Here is a 21,753-nt window from a genome sequence, read left to right on the forward strand (position 1 = left end):
CTTCTCATCAGACAAGGAGATAAAAATGAAGCGACTTATCGGACTGGTCCTGGCAATCCTGGTGTGTTCGGCTCTGCCGGCGATGTCGGCCGAACTCAAGATCGGCTACATCGATCTGCAGAAGGCTCTCACCCTTTCCGAAGCCGGCAAGAGCGCCAAGGCCAAGATGGGGGCGGAAGCCCAGGAATACGATGCGCCTCTCGAGGCGCGGCAGAAGGATCTCAAAAAGCTCAAGGATGAACTGGAGAAGCAGTCCCTGGTTCTCTCCGAGGAGGCCCGGGCGGCCAAGGAACGGGACTATCAGCAAAAGGTCAAGGAATGGCAGCGTTTCACCAAGGACATTCAGGAAGAGCTGCAGCAGAAAGAGGCTGACTATATCCGCCAGATCCTCGCCGAGCTCGAGACGATCATCAAGACGATGGGAAAGAGCGAAGGCTACACGCTGATTCTCGAGCAGGCCGAAAACTTCATTCTCTATTCCGATGAGCGCATCGATCTCACCGAGAAGGTCATCAAGGCCTACGACGCGCAGTACAAGAAAGCCGGCAAGTAAGGGGGAACCCGTGGCAACACTGAAGGAACTTGCCGCACTGGTCGGCGGCACCGTCGTCGGCGACGGCGAATGCCGTATCGAGCGCCTGGCGACTCTCGATACGGCCGGTCCCGGGGACATCACCTTTGTCTCCAATCCCAAGTATTTGAAGGGGATAGCTCAGTGCAGGGCCTCTGCGGTCATCGTCGCCCCCGGCGTCGAGCTGCAGGGCTTTCCCCTGATCGTCTGCCCCAATCCCTACCTGGCCTTCGCCAAGATCCTCACTTTCCTGCAGGTCCGTCGACCGGAACCCCAGGGGATCCTGGCTGGCGCCTTGGTCCACCCTACGGCCCGCCTCGGCAGGGGGGTGACGGTCCATCCCGGGTGCGTGGTCGGCGAGGACGTCTCCATCGGCGACGGAACCATCCTCTATCCCGGCGTCATTGTCTACGACCGGGTCGCCATCGGCGCCGACTGCCTGATTCATGCCGGAGTGGTGATCCGCGAGGAGTGCCGTCTCGGAGATCGGGTCATCATCCAGCCCTCGGTGGTGATCGGCTGCGACGGCTTCGGCTTTGCCCCCGACGGCAGCGGCTATTTCAAGATTCCCCAGGTGGGGATCGTCGTGGTCGAAGATGACGTGGAGATCGGTTCGGGATCGTGCATCGACCGCGCCGCCCTCGGTGTCACGCTCGTCGGACGCGGGACCAAGATCGACAACCTGGTCCATATCGCCCACAACGTCGTGGTCGGCGAAGACAACATCCTCTGCGGCCAAGTGGGGATCGCCGGCAGCACCAGGATCGGTCGGCATTGCACCTTCGGCGGACAGGCGGGTCTGGCCGGGCACATCAGAATCGGCGACAATGTCACCATCGGCGCCCAGGGTGGTGTCGCCGGGAACCTGGAAGGGAACCAGGTCCTCTCCGGATCGCCGGTGATTCCGCACAAGGACTGGGTGAAGGCCTCCCTGACCTTCGGCCGCCTGCCGGAGATGCGCAAGGAAATGAACCGCATGAAGCGCCAGCTTGCAGAACTTGAAATGCTTATTCGGGAGAGGTAACAGACATGGTTCTGAATACTCAGGAAATAATGAAAATACTCCCCCATCGCTTTCCCTTTCTTCTCGTCGACCGTATTGTCGAACTCGAGGTGGGCAAACGGGTGGTGGGGATCAAGAACGTCACCATCAACGAGCCTTTTTTCCAGGGGCATTTTCCCGGCCACCCGGTGATGCCCGGGGTGTTGATCATCGAAGCGATGGCCCAGGTCGGCGGAGTATTCGCCATGGTGACCGACAAGATCGATGACGGGCGCGTTACCTATTTCGCCGGGATCGACAATGCCCGCTTCCGCAAGCCGGTGGTTCCCGGGGATGTGTTGCGCATCGAGCTGGAATTGACCAACTGCCGGCGGGGTCTCTACTGCTTCAAGGGGAAGGCTTTTGTCGACGATACCCTTGTTGCCGAAGCCGATCTCAAAGCCACCTTTGCCGCCAAATAGGATTTTTTGACGAGATGATACATCCAACCGCAATCGTTCATGATGGAGCCCGAATCGATCCGTCCGTTGAGATCGGCCCCTACGTCGTCATCGGCGAACATGTCGTCATCGGCGCCGGAACCACGGTCGGCCCCCATTCCGTCATTGAAGGGTGGACGGAAATCGGTCGCGACAACCGGATCTTCCAATTCGCCTCCATCGGTGCCGCTCCCCAGGATCTCAAGTTCCACGGCGAGGTCTCCTATCTGAAAATCGGCGACCGCAACATGGTCCGCGAATTCGTCACCCTGCACCGCGGGACGGAAGACGGCGGCGGGGAGACGATCATCGGCAGCGACAACCTGTTCATGGCCTATTCCCACGTCGCCCATGATTGCCGCCTCGGAAATCACGTCATTCTTGCCAACGGCGCCACCCTGGCCGGACATGTGGAAGTCGATGATCACGCCATCCTCGGCGGCCTCTCTGCCGTTCACCAGTTTTCCCGGATCGGCGCTCATACCATGATCAGCGGCGGCTCGATGGTCAACCAGGATATCCCCCCCTACACCATCGCCCAGGGGGATCGGGCCAAGACGGTGGGACTCAATCTGGTGGGACTCAAGCGCCGCGGTTTCTCCGAGGGAGCCGTTCGCGGCATTAAAAAGGCGTACCGGCTGATATTCCGCTCGGGTCTTGGGCAGGCGGAGGCGCTGGCACAAATCGCCGCCGAACTCGAGCCGAGCCCGGAACTGGACCATTTCGTCGAATTCATCAAGAACAGCCAGCGGGGAATCGCTCGCTGAGACGCCGATCGGCTGCGGAGCGCTGCGGCGTCCCGGGGGTGCGGGGAGGCGAGGTGGGCCAATGGCAAACCTCGCTTTTGGTTTCTGAAAAACAGGTCTTAAACGAACTGCGTCTGCCGTTTTCGGCAAGGAGTGCAGATTGAACAGCGCTACATCTGAGGACAGCCGAACGGAAACCGCAAGGATCCCCCTGAAACAAGGCCCCCGCCGGGCGATGATCGTCACCGGCGAGGCTTCCGGGGATCTCCATGGCGGCAACCTGATCCGCGCCGCCCGAAAGCTCGATCCGGACCTCTCCTTTTTCGGCGTTGGAGGGCGGTGCATGGCCGAGGCCGGGTGCGAAATCCTGATCCCCGGGGAAGAACTGTCGGTCATGGGTCTGGTGGAAGTCATCGGCCACTTTCCCGTGATTTACCGGGCCTTTCAGCGCCTCAAGGGGATCCTCCACGGGACCGGGCGTCCCGATCTGCTGATCACCATCGATTTCCCCGACTTCAACCTGCGCCTGGCAAAAGAGGCTAAGAAAGCCGGTATCCCGGTTCTGCACTATGTCAGCCCCCAGGTCTGGGCCTGGCGCCGGGGGCGGGTGAAAAAGATCGCCCGCGTCGTCGATCGCCTGGCGGCCATACTCCCCTTTGAGCCGGACTACTACCGTGGGGAGGATATCGAGGTCGAATATGTGGGAAACCCCCTGGTCGATGAGGCCGAGGTGGTTGTCGGCCGCGACGACTTTCTCCGCCGCCTCGGCATCGATCCGTCGGATCCGGTCGTCGGGCTCTTTCCCGGCAGCCGCCGCAACGAGGTTCGTTTCATTCTCGAGACCATCCTTGACGCCGCAGAGGCGATCCTGCAGGCCAAGCCCCGGACCCGCTTTCTTCTCCCCGTCGCCTCTTCCCTTTCCGATGCGCTCTTCGAGGCGAAACTGGCCGAGCGGTCCCTCCCCGTGACCCTGATCCACGACAGCCTCTACGATACCGCCAACGCCTGCGACGCCGTTCTCTGCGTCTCGGGGACGGTGACCCTGCAGACCGCGCTGGTGGGGACGCCGATGGCCATTCTCTACAAGATGGCCCCCCTGACCTACGCCATCGGCCGGCGTCTGGTCAAGGTCGAGAATGTCGGGCTGGCCAACATCGTCGCCGGCAAGCGGGTCGTCAAGGAATTCATCCAGGAGGAGGCGACCCCGGCGGCGCTGGCCGCCGAGATCCTGCAAATCCTCGATGACGGGGACTATAATGCCAAAATCCGCCGTGGACTGGCCCTGATTCAGGAAAAAATCGGCGCACCCGGCTGTTCCGAGCGGGTGGCGACCATGGCCAGCGAAATGAGCCGCGGCCTGGTGCGAAGGAAACGTTCCTCATGAGTCAAAACGCCGTTCAGACCTACCGTCGCATTCTCGAGTATGTGCGTCCCTACAAGGGGCGCATCGCCCTGTCGATGATCGCCTCTCTCGGCGTCGCCGGGACCGACGCCGCCACCGCCAAAATGGTGCAGCCCTTCATCGACCGGCTCATCGTGGCCCGGGATACCGACCTCGCCCGGCTGGTGCCGCTCATCATCATCGGTCTTTCCTCTTTCAAGGGGATGTCGCGCTTCATCCAGGAATACTTCATCAAGACCTGCGGCCAGCTGGTCATGCAGCGCATCCGCAACAACCTCTACAGCCACTCCGTCGGTCTGTCGATGCGTTTTTTCGGCAAGACCTCCTCGGGGGTTTTGATGTCGCGGATTCTCAACGACGTCGGCGTCATGCAGGCCTCGGTCTCCGAGGTTCTGGTCGGCATCCTGCGGGAAGGGGTGACCTTGATCGCGCTGATCGGCGTCGCCTTCTACAGCGACTGGAAGATGGCGGGGATGGCCTTCATCGTCCTTCCTGTCGCCGGTATTCCTCTCTACCAGGTCGGGCGCAAGATCAAGAGCTACTCCAAGAGAGGGCAGGGGGCGATGGGGATTCTGACCACGGTTCTCGAGCAGACCTTTTCCGGAATCAAGGTCATCAAGGCCTTCGGGACCGAGGATCGCGAGATTGAGCGGTTCGAGAGGGAAAATCTCCGTTTTTATCACTTTTACCGCAAGGTCATCAAATACGATTGCGCCTCGACCCCGATCATTGAAATCCTCGCCTCCTTCGGCGTCGCCGCCGTAGTCTGGTACGGCATGCAGCGCGTGATGTCCGGGGCCATGACCCAGGGGGAGCTCTTTTCGGTGATGGCGGCGATTCTGATGATGTACACCCCCGTCAAGCGCCTGACCCGGGTCAACAACGTCATTCAGCAGGCCGTCGGAGCGGCGGAGCGGGTTTTCGAGGTTCTGGAGGAGAATCCGGAGATCGTCGATCGTCCCGGCGCCCGGCCTCTGGGACCGGTCCGCGGCGAGGTTTCCTTCGAAAACGTCTTCTTTGCCTATGACACCGAACCGGTTCTCAAGGACTTCTCCGTCCGCTCCGCCGTCGGCGAGGTTGTGGCGCTGGTCGGTCCGAGCGGCGCCGGCAAATCGACCATTGCCGGACTCCTGACCCGCTTCTACGATCCCCAGCAGGGGAGGGTGTGCATCGACGGCGTCGACATCCGCGATGTCACCCTGGAAAGCCTCAAGTCGAACATCGCCCTGGTCGATCAGGAGACCTTTCTCTTCAACGACACCATCGGCAACAACATCCGCTACGGCCGTTTTGACGCCAGCGATGAAGAGGTGCAGGAGGCTGCGCGTCTGGCCTACGCCGACGAGTTCATTGCCGTCCTCCCCGAGGGTTTCGAGACCTCCATCGGCAACCGCGGCCTGCGCCTTTCCGGAGGGCAGCGGCAGCGGATCTGTATCGCCCGGGCCCTGCTGCGCAATGCCCCGATCCTGATTCTCGATGAAGCCACCAGCGCCCTCGATACCGAGAGCGAGGCCATGGTGCAGAAGGCGCTGACCAACCTGATGCGCAATCGCACCACCTTTGTCATCGCCCACCGTCTGTCGACGATCATGAACGCCAACAAGATCGTGGTGCTCGAAAACGGTCGGGTTCGCGAGGTCGGAACCCACCAGGAACTGCTGAAAAACAGCGGTCTCTACCAGAGGCTCTACGAATTGCAGTTTCAGGATCAGCCATGAGAATCAAGCCCCTGATCGATCGACTGATCCTGGGCCTGGCCCCTGCGCTTGCCGCGGGGATCATCCGTCTGCTGCACTTTTTTACACGCATCGAATTTCTCGACGAGGAGGTTCTCCGTGCCTCCTGGGAGAGGGGGGAGCACGTCATCCTCGCCTTCTGGCACGATCAGCTCCTCCTCATGGCGTTGGGGTATCGGGGGCCGGGGTCGAAGATCCTCATCAGCGCCTCCAAGGACGGCGAATTGATTGCCCGGACCATGGGACATTTCGGCCAGGGGGCGGTGCGCGGCTCCTCTCACCGGGGAGGGAAGGCGGCCTTCAAGGCTCTGGTCGCTCTCGGCGCCGAGCCGTTCGATCTGGTCATCACCCCCGACGGTCCGAAAGGACCGCGTCATCAGATCAAGGACGGCGTCGTCCATCTGGCGCGCCTTACCGGTCGGCCGGTGATTCCCATGGCCTTTGCCTGCAGCCGGGGTCATCGTTTCGCCTCCTGGGACCGGTTTCTCTTCCCCTATCCCTTCGGCCGCGGAGTCTACGCCTTCGGCGAGGCGGTGACTTTTGCCAGGGGGGAGGAGCCCGAAGCCTTCCGCTTTCGCCTCAGCGAGGCGATGCAAGCCAACAACGTCAAAGCCGCCACGCGTCTGGAGGACCACGGTGTATCTGCTGTATGATCTGATCCTCCTGGCATTGACCCTGGTGCTGATCCCCTATTATCTGGTCAGGGGAGCCTTCCACGGGAAGGTCCGCCGCGGGATTCGCGAGCGCCTCGGCATTTATTCCGCCGGGCGCCTGGCGCCGCTGCAGGGGAAACGGGTGATCTGGATTCACGCCGTCTCCGTCGGAGAGACGAGGGCGGCGATCCCCCTGATCAAGGCTCTGAGAAAAACCTGGCCCGAGGCGGCCCTGATCATTTCCAACGTCACCGAGACCGGCCAGCAGATCGCCCGGGGGATTGGCGAAACCGACCTCTCCCTCTACTTTCCCTACGATCTTTCCTGGGTGGTGCGGCGCGTCCTGCGCCGGGTCAACCCGGCGCTGATCGTCATCGTCGAAACGGAAATCTGGCCTAATTTTATTCGCGAGGCCCGGCGCCAGGCCATCCCCATCGCCCTGGTCAACGGGCGGATCTCCGACCGTTCCTTCCCCCGTTACCGGGCCCTGCGCCCCCTCTTTCAGCCGATCCTCCAGGATTTTTCCGCCTTCTGCATGCAGACGGCACTCGACGGCGAGCGCATCGCCTTGATGGGAGCTCCGGCAGAGCGGATCGAGGTGACGCACAACCTCAAATTCGACATGCAGGCCCCTGTCCCCGACGTCGCCTCCGTTGCCGCACTCAAGGAAACCTATCGCCTCCCGGCAGACCTTCCGGTCTGGGTCGCCGGAAGCACCCATCCCGGCGAGGAGGAGATCGTGCTCCAGGTTTACCGGGATCTGGTGTCCGCCGGGGTCAATTTCGTCCTCGTCCTGGTTCCCCGTCATCCTGAACGTTGCCGTGCCCTCGCCGAGGATCTGGCAAACCGGGGAGTGCCATGCACGCTGCGCAGCGCCATCGACGGGGGAGGGGAGCCGCTGAGGGCCGGCGAGGTGCTGCTGGTCGACACTATCGGCGAGCTGATGAAGTTTTACGCCGTCTCTGATCTGGTCTTCGTCGGCGGCAGTCTGGTTTCCGTCGGCGGCCACAATATTCTCGAAGCTTCTCTCCTCAAAAAGCCGGTGATATTCGGTCCTTACATGCACAACTTTAAGGAGATTTCTCGGCTGGTCCTGGCGGCCCAGGGAGGGATTCAGGTCGCTGACGCACCAGCGCTTGCTGAGGCGGTGCGCCGCCTCATCGAAGATCCCGTCCTGCGGCAGTCGCTGGGGGAGGGGGGAAACGGTTTGTTGCTGGAGAATGCCGGCGCCACCGATCGGACCCTGGCCACTCTGCGGCGCCTGCTGGAGTCCTAGGAATGGGGCTGGTCGCTTTTCATCGTCGCCTCGCCCTTCAGGGACCATCTAAATTCTGGCAGTGGCTCATCTTTACCCTCCTTTTACCCCTGGGGCTGATCTATGGTATCCTCGGGCTGATTCGGGTCTTATTCTACCGGCAGGGCGTCCTTCAGATCAATCGTGCCTCGGTGCCGGTGGTCTCCGTGGGGAATCTGGCCGCCGGCGGCACCGGGAAAACGCCGTTCGTCGATGCCCTGCTCAAGGACTGTCGGGAACGGGGAATCCGCGTCGCCGTGGTGAGCCGCGGCTATGGCGGGGCCGGGGTCGCCGGTGTCGCAGTGGTCTGCGACGGAGAGGGTCCCCTTCTCGATCCCGCCGTCTGCGGTGACGAGCCGTACCTGCTGGCCCGGCGCAACCCCCGGGCACTGATTTTGGTCGCCCGGAAGCGCGCCTTGGGTGTGGCTTGGGCGGTGGATCGCCTGGGCGCCGAACTGATCATCCTCGATGACGGTTTCCAGCACCTGGGAGTGGCGCGGGATCTCGACATCGTTCTCCTGGATGCTCGCGCCCCCTTCGGCAACGGCTGGCCTCTCCCCGCCGGCCTCCTCCGGGAGTTCCCGTCGGGCCTGGGTCGGGCAGATATCTTTATTCTTACCCGGACCGCAGAAGTCCTTCCTTCTCTCGACCTGCCGGGTCCCAGGCTCCACGCCCGCCACAGGCTTTCCGCCGAGGCCGTTGCTCTCGACGGCGGCGAGCGCCGGACGCTTGCCGCGCTGGAGGGGGAAAAGGGGGTGGCCTTTGCGGGCATCGCCGATCCTGAGGCCTTTTTTGCCGGGCTCAGGAGCGAGGGGCTCGAGCTGCTGCAGACCCTGGCCTTTGCCGATCATGCCGGCTACGGCCCGGAGGAGCTCCGGACGATTCGCGAGGCGGCCCTTGGGGCCGACTACCTGATCACCACCGAGAAGGACGGCGTCAAGCTGGCGGGACAATCCTTTGCCGTTCCCTGCTACGAAGTACCCCTGATCCTCGAATTCGTCGAGGAGGGCGGGGTGGACAGGGTAATGGAAATGTTAATCGAAAAGGGAGGAAATCATGGCCATCTCCGCAGAACTCCTTGAAATTCTTGCCTGTCCTCAGTGCAAGGGGGAGGTGCATGTCAACGCCGATGAGTCGGCGCTGATCTGCGAAGCCTGTCGCCTGGCCTATCCGGTGCGCGACGGCATTCCGGTGATGCTCATCGATGAGGCCCAGCGCCTGTAGATTCCCATTCGACCTATTTTTGCGACTACGGGGCGCTTCATGAAAGTGCTGATCCTCAGCGACAACAAGCCCGGACATTTCAATCAGTCCCTGGCCTTTGCCGGCCATCTGCACCTCGACTACGAGGTCGCCGAGGTGGCGTTCCGCAGCCGTCTGTCCAAAGCCCTCTCCTATCTCTGCGACCGCCTGGGCTGGTACGTCCCGGCTCTCTTTGTTGCCCCCCTTCTGCTGGGTGACTACTGCGCCGTGGTTTCCGCCGGTTCGGAGACCTATTATGCCAACAAGACCCTGGCCAGGTGCCTGGGGTGCAAGTCGGTTGCCATCATGCTCCCCCGGGGGTACCGCTACGACTTTTCCCTGATCGTCGCCCAGGAGCACGACCGGCCACCCCTGCGAGCCAACATACTTACCCTGCCGATCAACCTCTGCCGGGTGGTCCCCGGTGGCGTCTTCCGGGGGGAACCGGGGAGGCGCTACGTCTCGCTCATCATCGGCGGCAACAGCAAGCAGTTTTCCCTGGAAGCTCCTTTCATGCGTGCCCGGCTGGAGGAGATCTTCCGTCTCTTTCCGGAGCACGACATCCTGGTCACCACCTCCCGGCGCACCCCCCCGGAGGTGGAACGGATCTTGAAAGAATTTCCCTTTACCCGGTCTTTTATCTATTCGCAGGATCCGGTCAATCCGATCCCCGATTTCCTGGCGATCAGCGACTATGTCTTTATCACCAGCGACTCGACGTCGATGATCAGCGAGGCCGTGAGTTTCGGCGCGGCGGCAGTGGAGATTCTGGCGTTGCCGGCAAAAAACCGGGACAATAAGTTCTCGCGCATGGTCGCGCGTCTCGCCGAACTCGGAACCCTCCATCTCTTTGACGGAGAGGTGGCCGCCTGCCGGCGCAAGATCGATGTGGCCGAGCGCCTCAAGGACGTCCACCCATGCGCATAGTCCAGATTATCCCCGAACTCAATGAAGGGGGGGTCGAGCGCGGCGTGGTCGAACTCAGCCGCGAACTGGTCGTCCGCGGCCACCAGAGCCTCGTTATCAGCGCCGGCGGACGGCTCGCCGGGACCATCGAGGCCGACGGCGGCCGTCATGTGCCTCTCGACGTCGCCTCGAAGAACCCCCTGACGGCCTTCAAGCGGATCCGGGCCCTGCGCCAGGTTTTAAAAGAGCTTCGCCCCGACCTGATCCATGCCCGCAGCCGCGTTCCGGCCTGGCTTGCGGTTCTGGCCAACCGCTCCCTGAAAATCCCCTTCGTCACCACGGTGCACGGCTTCAACAGCGTCAGTCCCTACAGCCGGGTGATGACCTATGGCGACCGGGTGATCTGCGTCAGCAGCGCCATCAAGGAATATGTTCAGAAACACTACGCCGTCCCCGACGACAGGCTGGTGATCATCCCCCGCGGGGTGGATCTTCAGGCCTTCGATCCGGACAACCTCGACCGCGCCTTCATGGAGGCATTCAGCCGCGAACAGGGTCTCGAGGGACGGCTCGTCGTTTCGGCGGTCGGACGGGTCACCCAGCTCAAGGATTACGAGACCTTCATCCGGGCCATCGGTCTGATCCGTGATCGTCAGCCGGCAGTTCTCGGTCTGATCGTCGGCGGGGTGCGCGAGGACAAGCGCGACTATTTCGCCGGCTTGCAGACGTTGGTGACGGAACTCGACCTAGCCGATCATCTCCGCTTTACCGGCAGCCGCACCGAAGTGGCGGAAATTTATGCTCTCAGCCGTGTCGTGGTCTCCAGCTCGAAAAAACCCGAGAGTTTCGGCCGCTCGGCCGCCGAGGCCCTGGCCCTGGGCGTTCCGGTGGTGGCAACGGGGCATGGGGGAATCCTCGATATCGTCCTGGAGGCAAAGACCGGTTTTCTCTTTAATACCGGAGATGCACCCGGGTTGGCGGATAAGATCCTGGCGACGCTGGACCGCTCCTGGCCCGGCCTGCGGGACTTCGTGGCCACCCATTTCAGTCTCGGGCAGATGGTCGACAAAACCCTGGTCGTCTATCGTGAGACGGCGGGGCGCTTGTCGTCCGAGGGAAGGGAGAAACGATGAACTGGCTCCTTCTCCCGGTGCTCGGCGTACTCTGGTTCTCCTGGCGCTATGCCTGGTGGCGTCCACCTATCTCGACGCGGGTGCCGCGCATCCTGATGTACCATATGGTGGCGCCCCATCGGCCGGGAGCCCGTTTCAACGGCCTGCGGGTCACACCAAGGCGTTTCGAGCAGCAGCTCGCCTGGCTGGTGCGCAACGGCTGGACTACCCTGACACTTTCCGAACTCCTGAAGTCCGAAGAGGCTATCCCGGAGAAGGCCGTGGTCCTGACTTTCGATGACGGTTTTGCCGACAATCTTCACCGGGCGCTGCCGCTGCTGGAGAAATACAATTGCAAGGCGACGCTTTACCTGGTGGTCGATCGCCAGGACCGGGAGTGGTCGACGGCCAAGAAGGCGCATCACGAAGGCGGCGAGCTGAAAAACGAGGCGAAACTCTCCGATGAGGAGGTGCGGCAGATGCTCAGGAGCGGGCGGGTGGAACTCGGATCCCATACCCTGACCCATCCGAATTTTTTGAACCTCGGAGACGAGGAAAAGCTGGTCGAATTGACGGAGTCGAAACGTCTGCTCGAAGAAAAGTTCGGAGTGTCCGTGGAAAGTTTTGCCTATCCCTTCGGCTATTATCGTGCGGGGGACGACAAACTCGTTGAACAGGCGGGTTACAGCAGCGCGGTGACGACCGAATCCGGTCTGAACGATTTTTCCGGGTGCAGCCGGTTTCTCCTCAAACGGATCAAGATCAGCGGCAAGGACAACCTGCTGGCCTTCATCCTGCGCATGCGAGGGGGGCGGCGTGGCTGGAATAAATAGAATCCGGACTCTCTGGCTTCTCAGCGACGGAGCCTCCGGCCATCTCAGCCAGAGCCGCGGGATCGCCGAAGCCATCGGCCGCTTTTGCCCCGTCAGGACGTTCGAGATCACCCTGGAAGTCCGCCGCCGCTTCCTCAAGAGCCTGCTGCGGTTCCTCCTGCCGATATCCGCAAACCTCGCCCGGCGTCTGCTCAAGGTTGTCTACCGGATCGAGCTCCCCGTCGGCAGGCCGGACCTGATAGTCTCCTCGGGGGGCAATACCCTGCTGGCCAACGCCCTGCTCGGAGAGATTTTTGCCGTGCCGAATCTTTATAGCGGCACCCTGAAAAAATATCCGGCGCGCTGTTATAGCCGAATATTCAGCGTCACTCCCCAGGGGAGCGACAATAACGTGGTGCTCCCCCTTCCGCCGGTTCCCCTCCAACTGACCGAAAAGATGCCGCTCGCAGGTCCGGAGGCGCCCTGGCTGGTCTTGATCGGCGGCGACGGAGCAGGCTATCATTTCACAACGGCGGATTGGGAGCTGCTGGCCGACGGGATGAACCGGATCGCTCGGGATCTCGGCGTCCGCTGGCTGCTGACCACCTCCCGTCGCACCGGCGGCGAGGTCGAGAAGGTGCTGCAGACGAGGATCTCTCCGGATTCCCTCGAGGAGGCGGTTTATTTCGGCCAGACGCCGCGCCCGGTCGTCCGCGAGTTCCTCGGCCGGTGTCGGGGGGTTCTGGTCACCGAAGACAGTCTGACCATGGTCGCCGAGGCGATCTATTCCGGCCGCCCCGTGGTCACTCTCAGGCCGCGGCAGTCGCAGCCCGAAGGCAACGATGCCCTGGCGCTCGACGGGTATGCCGGAAGCAATCTGATCACCCGCCATGAAATCTCCGACCTCGGAGAGTTGAAACAGCTTCCGGCGGCCGTCTTCCGGCAGCATCCGGATGTCCCGGAGCTGATCTGGCAGAGCGTCCGCGGACTGCTGGGCGAGGGAAAGGACGTATCCGATGTCAGGGCTTGATCTGCTCTTCTGGGGACGATACGGAAACTACGGTCCCGACTACCCGCGCAACCGGGTGATCGAAGCGGCATTTACTTCCCTGGGCCATCGGGTGCGCCGGTTCGTCCCGCGGCTTTCCGCCGTGGCAGATTTCGAGGCGGCGCTGTGCGGCCTGGAAAAGCCTGACCTGGTCTGGGTCCCCTGTTTTCGACACCGGGATCTGCGGGCGGCGTACCGCTATGCCCGGCGCCAGCAAATTCCCCTGGTCTTTGACCCCTTGATCAGTGCCTACGACAAACAGGTCAGTGAACGGCGCAAATTTCCGGCCGAGTCCATCAGGGGCCGCCGACTGCTAGCCGGGGAGCGTGAGCTCTTTTCTCTGGCTGACCTGGTGATCGCCGATACGGAGGGACACAGGGATTATTTCTCTTCTGTCCTGGGGTTTCCAAGGGACCGGATCCGGGTCGTGCCGGTCGGCGCCGAAGAGGAACTGTTCAAGCCCCAGCCGACCAGAATGACCGATGGACCCTTGGAGGTGGTTTTTTCCGGCACCTTCATCGGCCTGCATGGCATAGAGCTTGTTATCGAGGCTGCAGCCTTGTATTCTGGTCCTCCGCTGCGCTGGCGGCTCCTCGGGGACGGTCCCCTTCGTGCCGCCTGCGAGGCGAGGGTGGCCAAGCTTCGCGCCGCGAATCCGCAGCTGGATATCTCTTTCGAGAACTGGCGTCCCTTGCAGGAGCTCCCGGCGCGTTTGGCCCAGGCCGATATTCTTCTCGGCATTTTCGGCTCCAGCGACAAGGCACTCCGGGTCATCCCCAACAAGGTCTATCAGGCCCTGGCTCTCGGCCGGCCTGTCCTGACCGCGGCCTCCAGAGCCTATCCCGAGGCGCTGCTTCAGGACGAAAACCAGGGGTTGTTCTGGTCGCCTCCCGGGGACGCGCAGGGAATCAGTCTTGCCTTGGAACGGATCTGTCAGCACAGGGCAGAGCTTCCGGCGCTCGGCAGTGCTGCCCGCAGGAGTTATGAACAGTATTTCTCAAAGGATGCTATCAAGTCAGCTTTATTTGGCCTCCTGCATGAATTATGAGTTGTCTTTCAACTATATGACCTGCGATATGTTTAAGAGGCCTTGATGAATTTGGATCGATACAAAATTGATGTTACTCACTGGAGTAAGCATTTTTCGATTTGTACGCTAGTGAGCAATGTCGAGCAATACGAGGCAATGTTTAATAGTTTCGTCCGTGCTGGATTTACGGAGGATGACACTGAATATCTGATTGTTGACAACACAAATGAAAACAGATTTGACGGCTTTTCTGGATTCAACCTTTTTCTGAACCGGGCTTGTGGTCAATTTATTATCATTTGCCATCAGGATGTTCTGCTTGATTTTGACGATCGTAGTGTATTGGAAAGGCGATTGGCTGATCTTGAGGAGATTGATCCACTTTGGGCGGTGGTTGGTAATGCTGGAGCCGCAAATCTTGGTCACAAGGCGGTACGAATTTCTGATCCTTACGCGCAAGATTTAAGGATCGGGTGCTTTCCGGAAAAGGTTTTCAGCCTTGATGAGAATTTCATCCTCGTCAAAAATTCAGCAAATCTCGCTGTATCCCATGACTTGAGTGGTTTTCATCTCTACGGAACTGACTTGTGTTTGATTGCCGATATCCTTGGGCGAACAAGTTATGTCATCGATTTTCATTTGAAGCATCTTAGTTCCGGAACAGTTGATGAACGTTTTTACGGCATTAAGTATTGTCTCATTCAAAAATATCAAGTTGCACTAAGGTCAAGGTTTGTCCAAACAATGATTACACGGTTTTATATTTCAGATTCAAAGATGTTGAACACGATATTCAATCGGAAAAAATTTCTTACTTTAGTCAAAACTTTTGTACGGAGATTTTCCTAAGATAGGAAGGTTTTTAAACTTTATTTAACATCTTTTTTTGTATTATATTTTTTATGGATTATTTTATGCATAGTATTTCTGTAGTCATGACAACCTTTAATGGTGAAAAGTTTCTTATTGAACAGCTTGAAAGTATATTAAACCAAACACTGGTTCCCCATGAGATAATCGTTGTTGATGATTTGTCGACCGATAATACCTATAAAATACTTCAGGATTATCGACAGAAATATCCAGAAACACTAAAGGTATATCAGAATATATCTCGGCTGGGCATTAATGGGAATTTCGAAAAGGCGGCACGGCTTTCCACCGGAGACTTAATATTATTTTCTGACCAGGATGATGTTTGGGATCGAGTTAAGATTCAAACTATGGTTGATCATTTGGGGAGAAGCGGTTTGCTGTACAGTAATGCCGTTATTATAGACGAGCATGGCTGTGTTCTTTGCGAGGATGAACTCGAGTTTCATGGAGTGCCACCGATTGCAGGGAGGCCCCTTGTTTATCTGCTTCAATCCAATACGATTTCTGGGCATAATATTTTGGTAACGAGAAAGCTGTTGAATACTGCTGTGCCATTCCCCATTGAGATTGTGTATGATCAGTGGTTGGGTATTGTGGCCTGCTTAGGTGAAGGTATAAGTTTCCTTGATCAAGCATTAGTTAAACATCGAATGCATAATTCAAATTCAATAAATAATCCAAGTATAAGAAAAAAAGCTGATCGTTCCTCAAGGCGTAAAGTTTCTAAGTTATTTGCATTCAGAAGAGATTCACAAAAAAAACTTTCCATTCTCAAAAGGATTTTGGACATAGGTTCTTATGAAGAAAATAGTATTGAAATCGTTTGTCGTTATGTAAAACATTTGACTTATGCAAAAAGTTCATTTTTTAATTTTAAATTATACAATATGATATTGAAAGAATTGATTTTATTGTATGAATATGTCGAGCCTAAAAAATTAAAAAAAATTGCTCATAAGATGTCTCGCGGGGAATTATACTTTCGAGTATTTCGGTACTAAAGATGATTTGTATAAAAAATACATTTCCACGTGAAATTCCTGTCCTGTCTTTTTTGCTTTTAGCTGGGTGATATTGCTGTGATTTCTGATCAAAAAATTCGCATATTAGTCCTTGGGAAAAAGGGTGGCATTTTACATTGGTTTGAAAATGTATTGGATGCTATGGCTGATTTTCGAAACGTGGAAGTTTGTCCATTTTCTGTGAATTATTTCGGACTGGTTGACCGTCTTAAGAAAAATGCCATAAAGAAATTTAATCGACAATGGTTTGACCGCCTCGTCGGCAACCAATTTAACGCTGTCATGCAGTCGTTTAGACCAGATTTGGTGCTAATCGTTGATTGTTTTTATGTTCCGCCTGAAATCTTTGAGGTTTTAAATTCTAAAAAAAAATCCACTTTTGTTGCATGGTGGATCGGTGATTTGTCTGACTTTCAGAATTTGGCACGTTTGGAGTGCATTGATAAATTCTATTTTACTGATACGTATTTTGTCAAAAAAGCCGCTGAAGTTGGAATCAATAATACCAGTTATCTGCCACTAGCATGCAATTCCAGGGTTTACTCACTGAAAAATCAAGCGAACAGAGATTCCCGCATGGTATTTGTAGGTGCTTATGCCCCAAATCGTGAAAAACTTCTCCGTCAGGTGTCCCGGCCGATGATAATTGTAGGTAATCGTTGGGATCAAATGGCTAGTTCTGTTCATAACATTCATGCAAAGCGAATCTCGCTTCAGAAAGTTGATGAAATTTATAACCGCCATATTTGTGTTTTGAATATTAAAAACAGTGACAACGTGGTCAATGGATTAAATATGCGAACTTTTGATGCGGCAGCTTCTGGATGTATCGTTTTGAATGATGCTGTAAGTGACCTCGAGTATTGTTTCGATATTGGTAAGGAATTGCTTGTTTATCGCGATGTTGATGAGCTTAACGATACCGTTGAAAGAATTATTCGTGACGATTCCGAATGTCGTGCCATAGCAAAAGCAGGTCGCCGCCGTGTTCTGGCTGAGCATCTTTACCAACACCGCATTGCGACTATTTTGTCTGATTTTTTTCAGGCAAGAGAATGATGGTATGCCGGTTTTAAGAATATATTGATCAACGAGGAGGGTAATATGGGGTTTTTTAAACATGATAATGCCTTGGTTGAGTCTTTGAATGTCGGTAACGATACTCGGATTTGGGCTTTTACACATATACTTCCAGGCGCTAAAATTGGTAAAGATTGTAATATTTGCGATCATGTATTTATTGAAAACGATGTTGTTATTGGTGACCGAGTTACAATAAAATGCGGTGTTCAGATTTGGGACGGTTTGCGAATTGATGACGATGTTTTTATTGGGCCAAATGCGACTTTCACAAATGATCTTTTCCCACGAAGTAAAGTGTATCCCGAGCAATTTACCCAAACTTTTATAGCGAAAGGTGCGTCGGTGGGTGCTAATGCAACGATACTCGCAGGAATTAGAATAGGTGAGGGTGCCATGGTCGGTGCGGGAGCCGTTGTAACTCGGGAGGTCCCTGATTATGCAATCGTTGTAGGCAACCCAGCTCGTGTTATTGGTTTCGCCGATGGACACGCAGAAAAAAAAGAAGGAAGTAAAGAATGAGTATTAGTGATTGCGAAATACTTGAACTCCCAAAAATTTCAGATGTTAGAGGTAATCTGACTTTCATTGAAGGTAAAAATCATATTCCCTTTGATATAAAGAGAGTTTATTACCTCTATGACGTTCCCGGCGGAGCCGAACGCGGTGGTCATGCCCATAAAGCACTGCACCAGTTAATTGTTGCCATGTCAGGCAGCTTTGATGTAGTTCTGGATGATGGTCATGGCAAGAAGCGAATTCACTTGAATCGTTCCTATCAGGGTCTCTACGTCTGCCCGATGATCTGGCGAGAACTTGATAATTTTTCTTCCGGCTCGGTTTGCATGGTTCTGGCTTCTAATTTTTATGACGAATCCGATTATTATCGTGATTATGATCAATTTCTGGAGGCGATTTCGAAAAAAATATGAAAGTACCTTTTCTCGAATTGATCAGCCCATGTGCTGAGATCCAAGATGAAATTAACACCGCGATCCAGCGGGTTATAAAGTCCGGGTGGTATATTCTCGGCCCTGAGGTTGAGGCCTTTGAGTCTGCGTTCGCAGACTATTGTGGGGTGTCACATTGTGTAGGGGTCGGTAACGGGCTCGATGCCTTACAATTGATTCTTCGCGCCATGGATATCGGCCCTGGGGACGAAGTAATTGTTCCCGCGCATACGTTTATAGCCTCATGGCTCGCGGTTTCCCATATAGGTGCGACTCCGATTCCGGTCGATATTTCGATTAAATCCTATAATCTTGATCCGGATTTGATAGAGGCAGCGATTACGTCCAGGACCAAAGCCATCATGCCTGTGCATTTGTACGGCCGTCCCGCTCGAATGGATGTCATCTCTGGTATCGCAAAAATGCATGGACTCAAGGTTGTTGAAGATGCCGCTCAAGCACATGGTGCTTCTTTTCAAGGAGACAAAGCAGGGGCTCTGGGGGATGCCGCTGCATTTAGTTTTTATCCTGGGAAAAATCTCGGTGCCCTTGGAGATGGTGGTGCTATTACAACGAATGACGGCGAACTGGCCGACCGTTTGAGGTCGTTAAGGAATTACGGGTCTAAAGAGAAGTATGTTCACACGGCTGCCGGTGTGAACAGTCGCCTTGATGAATTGCAGGCAGCTGTGCTGCGGGTGAAGTTACGTCAACTTGACACTTGGAATCAGCGAAGAAAGATAATTGCAGCACTTTATTCGGAACAACTTTCAGATACCGACTTGATTTTGCCCTCAGTTGAGGTGGGTGAAGAATCGTCGTGGCACCTGTATGTGGTTCGAACTTGTGCCAGGGAGAAGATAATGACCCATCTGGCAGCTAAAGGGGTAGGGGCTATGATTCATTATCCGATCCCGCCTTATCGACAAGAGGCTTACAACTCGATGCCAAAAGATTTTGGTCGCTTTCCCATCTCAGATTCAATGTGCGATGAGATTTTGAGTCTGCCGATGGGGCCCCATCTCTCTAATAGTCAGGTTGGCTATGTATCTGATTGTCTGATTGAAGCTCTTGGTTGAAAAATAAGCCATGGACTTGTCTTCGGAAAGTGCCTCAATGGCGACTTTGGCCTTGAATTCGGCGCTCGTGTGATTACGGTCGGCAAGAAAATGTTGAGGGTATAAATGAATTCATTTAAAAAAAATCTGTTATCCATTTGTTGTCTTGGTTACAACCACGCAAATTTCTTAAAAGAAAATCTTGATTCAATTTGTGCTATTCAATATGAGAATATTGAGGTTGTTGTTGTTGATGATGGTTCCAATGATAACAGTGTTTCCTTGTTGAATGAGTTAGCAACTTCCTTCCCTTATACTCTTAAAATTATTGCTCAAAAAAATACTGGAAATATTGGCAAAAATTTCAATAATGCTCTGAAAAATGCAACCGGTGAATTTATAACATTTATTTCTCTTGATGACGTATTTCATTCAAAAGTTATTTTTTCCGAACTGGAAGAAATGAATAGCAATCCTAGATTAGCATTCATTGCCTCTTCAAAAGCACTATCTATTGATAATGAGGGAATAGTCAATGAAAAAACTTCCCAATTATCACTCCACACTATGGAAAATCCTACAATTGAAAACCTTCTAGAATTGGAATATTCCAAATTCGGATCATTCTATATTCAAGGGTCAATCATCAGAAAAGAAATCGTAGATACGATAGGTGGTTTTGATGAAGATATGACCGGTGATGATATTATTTTAAGAACCAAAATTTTTTACTTTATGCTGAACAATTCCAATTTTGATTTTAAAATCATCAAAGAAAATAATGTTTTTTACAGGTTACATGACAACAACATTCACAAAAACACGCCTCGCCAAATCAAAATAGTTACAGAATATCTGGATAAATATTGGCCCACCAGACCTAATCCTCCAATATTAATTAATTGGGCCCGTGGTATGATAAACTCGGTTTCCTTTGAAGAATCTATAGACACACTTACCCTTAATAAAAGAGCAAAAACGTTATTAAGTGAAGAAAAAATTCAACAAGCTATAAAAAAATCACTGGAAAAAGACAGGTCCTTTTTTGAAAAATTTATTTTTTCTAAACACAAAATCAGTAATGTTCAGCGCAAGGTTATTTTGTTTGGATTTATCAAATTCGTTTATGAAAAACATAAAAAATTATCAAAAACTAAAAAAATTCATTATTTGGAATACTAAACATAAAATTATGATCGGGATGTGATTATCCCTTGATATGATTTGACCCATATCACTTAAAATGTTAAATTTTTGGATTTTTAAGGTCCGTCAGGCCTTGATTCCTGTGGGTTTGTAATGACAATCTGATGCATCAGACGCAAGTCCTGGGCTTTTGGACGATGACGTAGACCGGGGTTTTTTCCTGTCATCGGTCACTATTTAATAAAACACTGGGAGTGATTGGAAATATGGTAACAGCAGAATCGGTTGCATTTGGGACTGCGAAAATCGCCCTGGTCGGACTGGGCTATGTCGGCCTCCCCCTGGCCGCCGCCTTCGGCCGCAAGGCTTCGGTCCTCGGATTCGACATCAGCGCAAAAAAGATTGACGAACTGCGCCGCGGCGTTGACGCCACGGGCGAACTCGACGGAGCGGCCCTGGCCTCCACGAACATCGACTACACCACCGATCCGCAGCGTCTGAAGGAAGCCTCCTTTCTCATCGTCACCGTTCCGACCCCCATCGACGATCATCGCAAACCCGATCTCACCCCGGTGATCTCGGCGTCCCGATCCATCGGCCGCAATCTCGCTGCCGGGTCCATCGTCGTCTACGAATCGACGGTTTATCCCGGGGTCACCGAGGAGATCTGCATCCCGATCCTTGAGGCCGAATCGGGCCTCAAGTGCGGCGTCGACTTCAAGGTCGGTTATTCCCCGGAACGGATCAACCCCGGGGACAAGGTTCATACCGTCGACAAAATCATCAAGGTCGTCTCCGGTCAGGATGCCGAGACCCTCGAGACCGTGGCCCGGGTCTACGAGATGGTCGTCACCGCCGGCGTGCACCGCGCCGAGAGCATCAAGGTCGCCGAGGCGGCCAAGGTCATCGAGAATACCCAGCGCGACCTCAACATCGCCCTGATGAACGAGCTGGCGATCATCTTTGGCAAGCTCGGCATCTCGACCCGCGCCGTTCTCGAGGCGGCCGGCACCAAGTGGAATTTTCTCAAGTTCACTCCGGGACTGGTCGGCGGGCACTGCATCGGGGTCGATCCGTACTACCTGACCTACAAGGCCGAGGAGATCGGCTACCAGTCCCAGGTGATCCTCGCCGGGCGGAGGATCAACGACGGCATGGGGAAATACGTCGCCGAGATGACGGTCAAGAAGCTGATCCAGGCCGACAAGGCGGTAAAAGGAGCGCGGGTCCTCGTTCTGGGCCTGACCTTCAAGGAGAACGTGCCGGATATCCGCAACAGCAAGGTCGTCGACATCCTGCGCGAGCTGGAGGAATACGGTATCGAGACCCTGGTCCATGACCCCGTTGCCTCCGCCGAAGAAGCCCAGGCCGAATACGGCGTCGAGCTGATTGCCCTCGACGGCATCGGGGGGGTCGATGCCGTGGTGGTCGCGGTCGCCCATGGAAAATTTCTGGCCCTTGGTGCCGCGGGGCTTAAAGCCCTGTGCAGCAACGGCAACGGCTGCGGGGTGGTGATCGACGTCAAGGAGATCTTCGGCCGCGCTGAGGTCGAGGCCCTGGGGCTCAGCTACTGGAGTCTCTGAGCGG

23 protein-coding genes are annotated in these 21,753 nt (G+C 55.4%); all 23 read left to right on the forward strand.

The genetic code is table 11. The features are described from left to right. Positions 1 to 25 precede the first annotated feature (25 nt). Entirely contained in the window at positions 26 to 553 is a 528-nt protein-coding gene (locus DSOUD_RS08135; RefSeq protein ID WP_053550542.1) for an OmpH/Skp family outer membrane protein, read from the forward strand. Between the two features lie 10 nt (positions 554 to 563). Then, a complete protein-coding gene (gene lpxD, locus DSOUD_RS08140; protein WP_053550543.1) occupies positions 564 to 1,595 on the forward strand; it encodes a UDP-3-O-(3-hydroxymyristoyl)glucosamine N-acyltransferase in 1,032 nt (343 codons plus the stop codon). A gap of 5 nt (positions 1,596 to 1,600) precedes the next feature. Then, a complete protein-coding gene (fabZ, locus tag DSOUD_RS08145) occupies positions 1,601 to 2,035 on the forward strand; it encodes a 3-hydroxyacyl-ACP dehydratase FabZ (RefSeq protein WP_053550544.1) in 435 nt (144 codons plus the stop codon). A 14-nt stretch (positions 2,036 to 2,049) separates the two neighbouring features. Continuing rightward, a complete protein-coding gene (gene lpxA / locus DSOUD_RS08150) occupies positions 2,050 to 2,820 on the forward strand; it encodes an acyl-ACP--UDP-N-acetylglucosamine O-acyltransferase (RefSeq protein ID WP_053550545.1) in 771 nt (256 codons plus the stop codon). Positions 2,821 to 3,034: 214 nt separating this feature from the next. Continuing rightward, a complete protein-coding gene (lpxB, locus tag DSOUD_RS08155; RefSeq protein WP_053550546.1) occupies positions 3,035 to 4,183 on the forward strand; it encodes a lipid-A-disaccharide synthase in 1,149 nt (382 codons plus the stop codon). Next, positions 4,180 to 5,919 (forward strand): lipid A export permease/ATP-binding protein MsbA, encoded by a 1,740-nt coding sequence (gene msbA, locus DSOUD_RS08160; RefSeq protein WP_053550547.1) that lies wholly within the window; start codon positions 4,180 to 4,182, stop codon positions 5,917 to 5,919. The genes lpxB and msbA overlap by 4 nt, the downstream gene beginning before the upstream one ends. Next, entirely contained in the window at positions 5,916 to 6,590 is a 675-nt protein-coding gene (locus tag DSOUD_RS08165) for a lysophospholipid acyltransferase family protein (RefSeq protein ID WP_053550548.1), read from the forward strand. The genes msbA and DSOUD_RS08165 overlap by 4 nt, the downstream gene beginning before the upstream one ends. After that, positions 6,574 to 7,866 (forward strand): 3-deoxy-D-manno-octulosonic acid transferase, encoded by a 1,293-nt coding sequence (locus DSOUD_RS08170; RefSeq protein ID WP_053550549.1) that lies wholly within the window; start codon positions 6,574 to 6,576, stop codon positions 7,864 to 7,866. Before DSOUD_RS08165 ends, DSOUD_RS08170 begins: the two co-directional genes overlap by 17 nt. 2 nt (positions 7,867 to 7,868) lie before the next feature. Beyond that, positions 7,869 to 8,966, forward strand: a complete 1,098-nt coding sequence (gene lpxK / locus DSOUD_RS08175; RefSeq protein ID WP_053550550.1) for a tetraacyldisaccharide 4'-kinase — start codon at positions 7,869 to 7,871, stop codon at positions 8,964 to 8,966. Continuing rightward, entirely contained in the window at positions 8,941 to 9,108 is a 168-nt protein-coding gene (locus DSOUD_RS17815; RefSeq protein WP_082351154.1) for a Trm112 family protein, read from the forward strand. Before lpxK ends, DSOUD_RS17815 begins: the two co-directional genes overlap by 26 nt. A gap of 39 nt (positions 9,109 to 9,147) precedes the next feature. Beyond that, positions 9,148 to 10,053, forward strand: coding sequence for an ELM1/GtrOC1 family putative glycosyltransferase (locus DSOUD_RS08180; RefSeq protein ID WP_053550551.1), 906 nt, complete (start codon positions 9,148 to 9,150; stop codon positions 10,051 to 10,053). Continuing rightward, positions 10,044 to 11,165 carry a glycosyltransferase family 4 protein gene (locus DSOUD_RS08185; RefSeq protein WP_053550552.1) on the forward strand — a complete coding sequence of 374 codons (1,122 nt, stop codon included), beginning with the start codon at positions 10,044 to 10,046 and terminating at the stop codon, positions 11,163 to 11,165. The genes DSOUD_RS08180 and DSOUD_RS08185 overlap by 10 nt, the downstream gene beginning before the upstream one ends. Beyond that, positions 11,162 to 11,977, forward strand: a complete 816-nt coding sequence (locus tag DSOUD_RS08190; protein WP_053550553.1) for a polysaccharide deacetylase family protein — start codon at positions 11,162 to 11,164, stop codon at positions 11,975 to 11,977. Before DSOUD_RS08185 ends, DSOUD_RS08190 begins: the two co-directional genes overlap by 4 nt. Next, positions 11,961 to 12,986, forward strand: coding sequence for an ELM1/GtrOC1 family putative glycosyltransferase (locus tag DSOUD_RS18425; protein ID WP_157671805.1), 1,026 nt, complete (start codon positions 11,961 to 11,963; stop codon positions 12,984 to 12,986). The genes DSOUD_RS08190 and DSOUD_RS18425 overlap by 17 nt, the downstream gene beginning before the upstream one ends. Further along, positions 12,973 to 14,052, forward strand: coding sequence for a glycosyltransferase (locus DSOUD_RS08205; protein ID WP_053550556.1), 1,080 nt, complete (start codon positions 12,973 to 12,975; stop codon positions 14,050 to 14,052). Before DSOUD_RS18425 ends, DSOUD_RS08205 begins: the two co-directional genes overlap by 14 nt. A 45-nt stretch (positions 14,053 to 14,097) precedes the next feature. Continuing rightward, positions 14,098 to 14,883, forward strand: a complete 786-nt coding sequence (locus tag DSOUD_RS18430; RefSeq protein WP_157671806.1) for an acyl esterase — start codon at positions 14,098 to 14,100, stop codon at positions 14,881 to 14,883. A 65-nt stretch (positions 14,884 to 14,948) separates the two neighbouring features. After that, positions 14,949 to 15,911 carry a glycosyltransferase gene (locus tag DSOUD_RS17820; RefSeq protein ID WP_157671807.1) on the forward strand — a complete coding sequence of 321 codons (963 nt, stop codon included), beginning with the start codon at positions 14,949 to 14,951 and terminating at the stop codon, positions 15,909 to 15,911. A gap of 78 nt (positions 15,912 to 15,989) precedes the next feature. Further along, positions 15,990 to 16,991, forward strand: coding sequence for a CgeB family protein (locus DSOUD_RS17825; RefSeq protein WP_157671808.1), 1,002 nt, complete (start codon positions 15,990 to 15,992; stop codon positions 16,989 to 16,991). A gap of 45 nt (positions 16,992 to 17,036) precedes the next feature. Further along, positions 17,037 to 17,534 carry an acyltransferase gene (locus DSOUD_RS17830; RefSeq protein WP_082351157.1) on the forward strand — a complete coding sequence of 166 codons (498 nt, stop codon included), beginning with the start codon at positions 17,037 to 17,039 and terminating at the stop codon, positions 17,532 to 17,534. Next, positions 17,531 to 17,944, forward strand: a complete 414-nt coding sequence (locus DSOUD_RS08220) for a sugar 3,4-ketoisomerase (protein ID WP_053550559.1) — start codon at positions 17,531 to 17,533, stop codon at positions 17,942 to 17,944. Before DSOUD_RS17830 ends, DSOUD_RS08220 begins: the two co-directional genes overlap by 4 nt. After that, positions 17,941 to 19,041, forward strand: coding sequence for a DegT/DnrJ/EryC1/StrS family aminotransferase (locus DSOUD_RS08225; protein WP_053550560.1), 1,101 nt, complete (start codon positions 17,941 to 17,943; stop codon positions 19,039 to 19,041). The genes DSOUD_RS08220 and DSOUD_RS08225 overlap by 4 nt, the downstream gene beginning before the upstream one ends. A 105-nt stretch (positions 19,042 to 19,146) precedes the next feature. Beyond that, the gene (locus DSOUD_RS17835; protein WP_082351158.1) at positions 19,147 to 20,202 is read left to right on the forward strand and encodes a glycosyltransferase family 2 protein; all 1,056 of its coding nucleotides are present in this window, start codon (positions 19,147 to 19,149) and stop codon (positions 20,200 to 20,202) included. 230 nt (positions 20,203 to 20,432) lie between these two features. Further along, the gene (locus DSOUD_RS08230) at positions 20,433 to 21,749 is read left to right on the forward strand and encodes a nucleotide sugar dehydrogenase (protein ID WP_053550561.1); all 1,317 of its coding nucleotides are present in this window, start codon (positions 20,433 to 20,435) and stop codon (positions 21,747 to 21,749) included. Positions 21,750 to 21,753 lie beyond the last annotated feature (4 nt).

It is taken from the genome of Desulfuromonas soudanensis (genome assembly GCF_001278055.1).
Classification (GTDB): Bacteria; Desulfobacterota; Desulfuromonadia; order Desulfuromonadales; family WTL; genus Deferrimonas; species Deferrimonas soudanensis.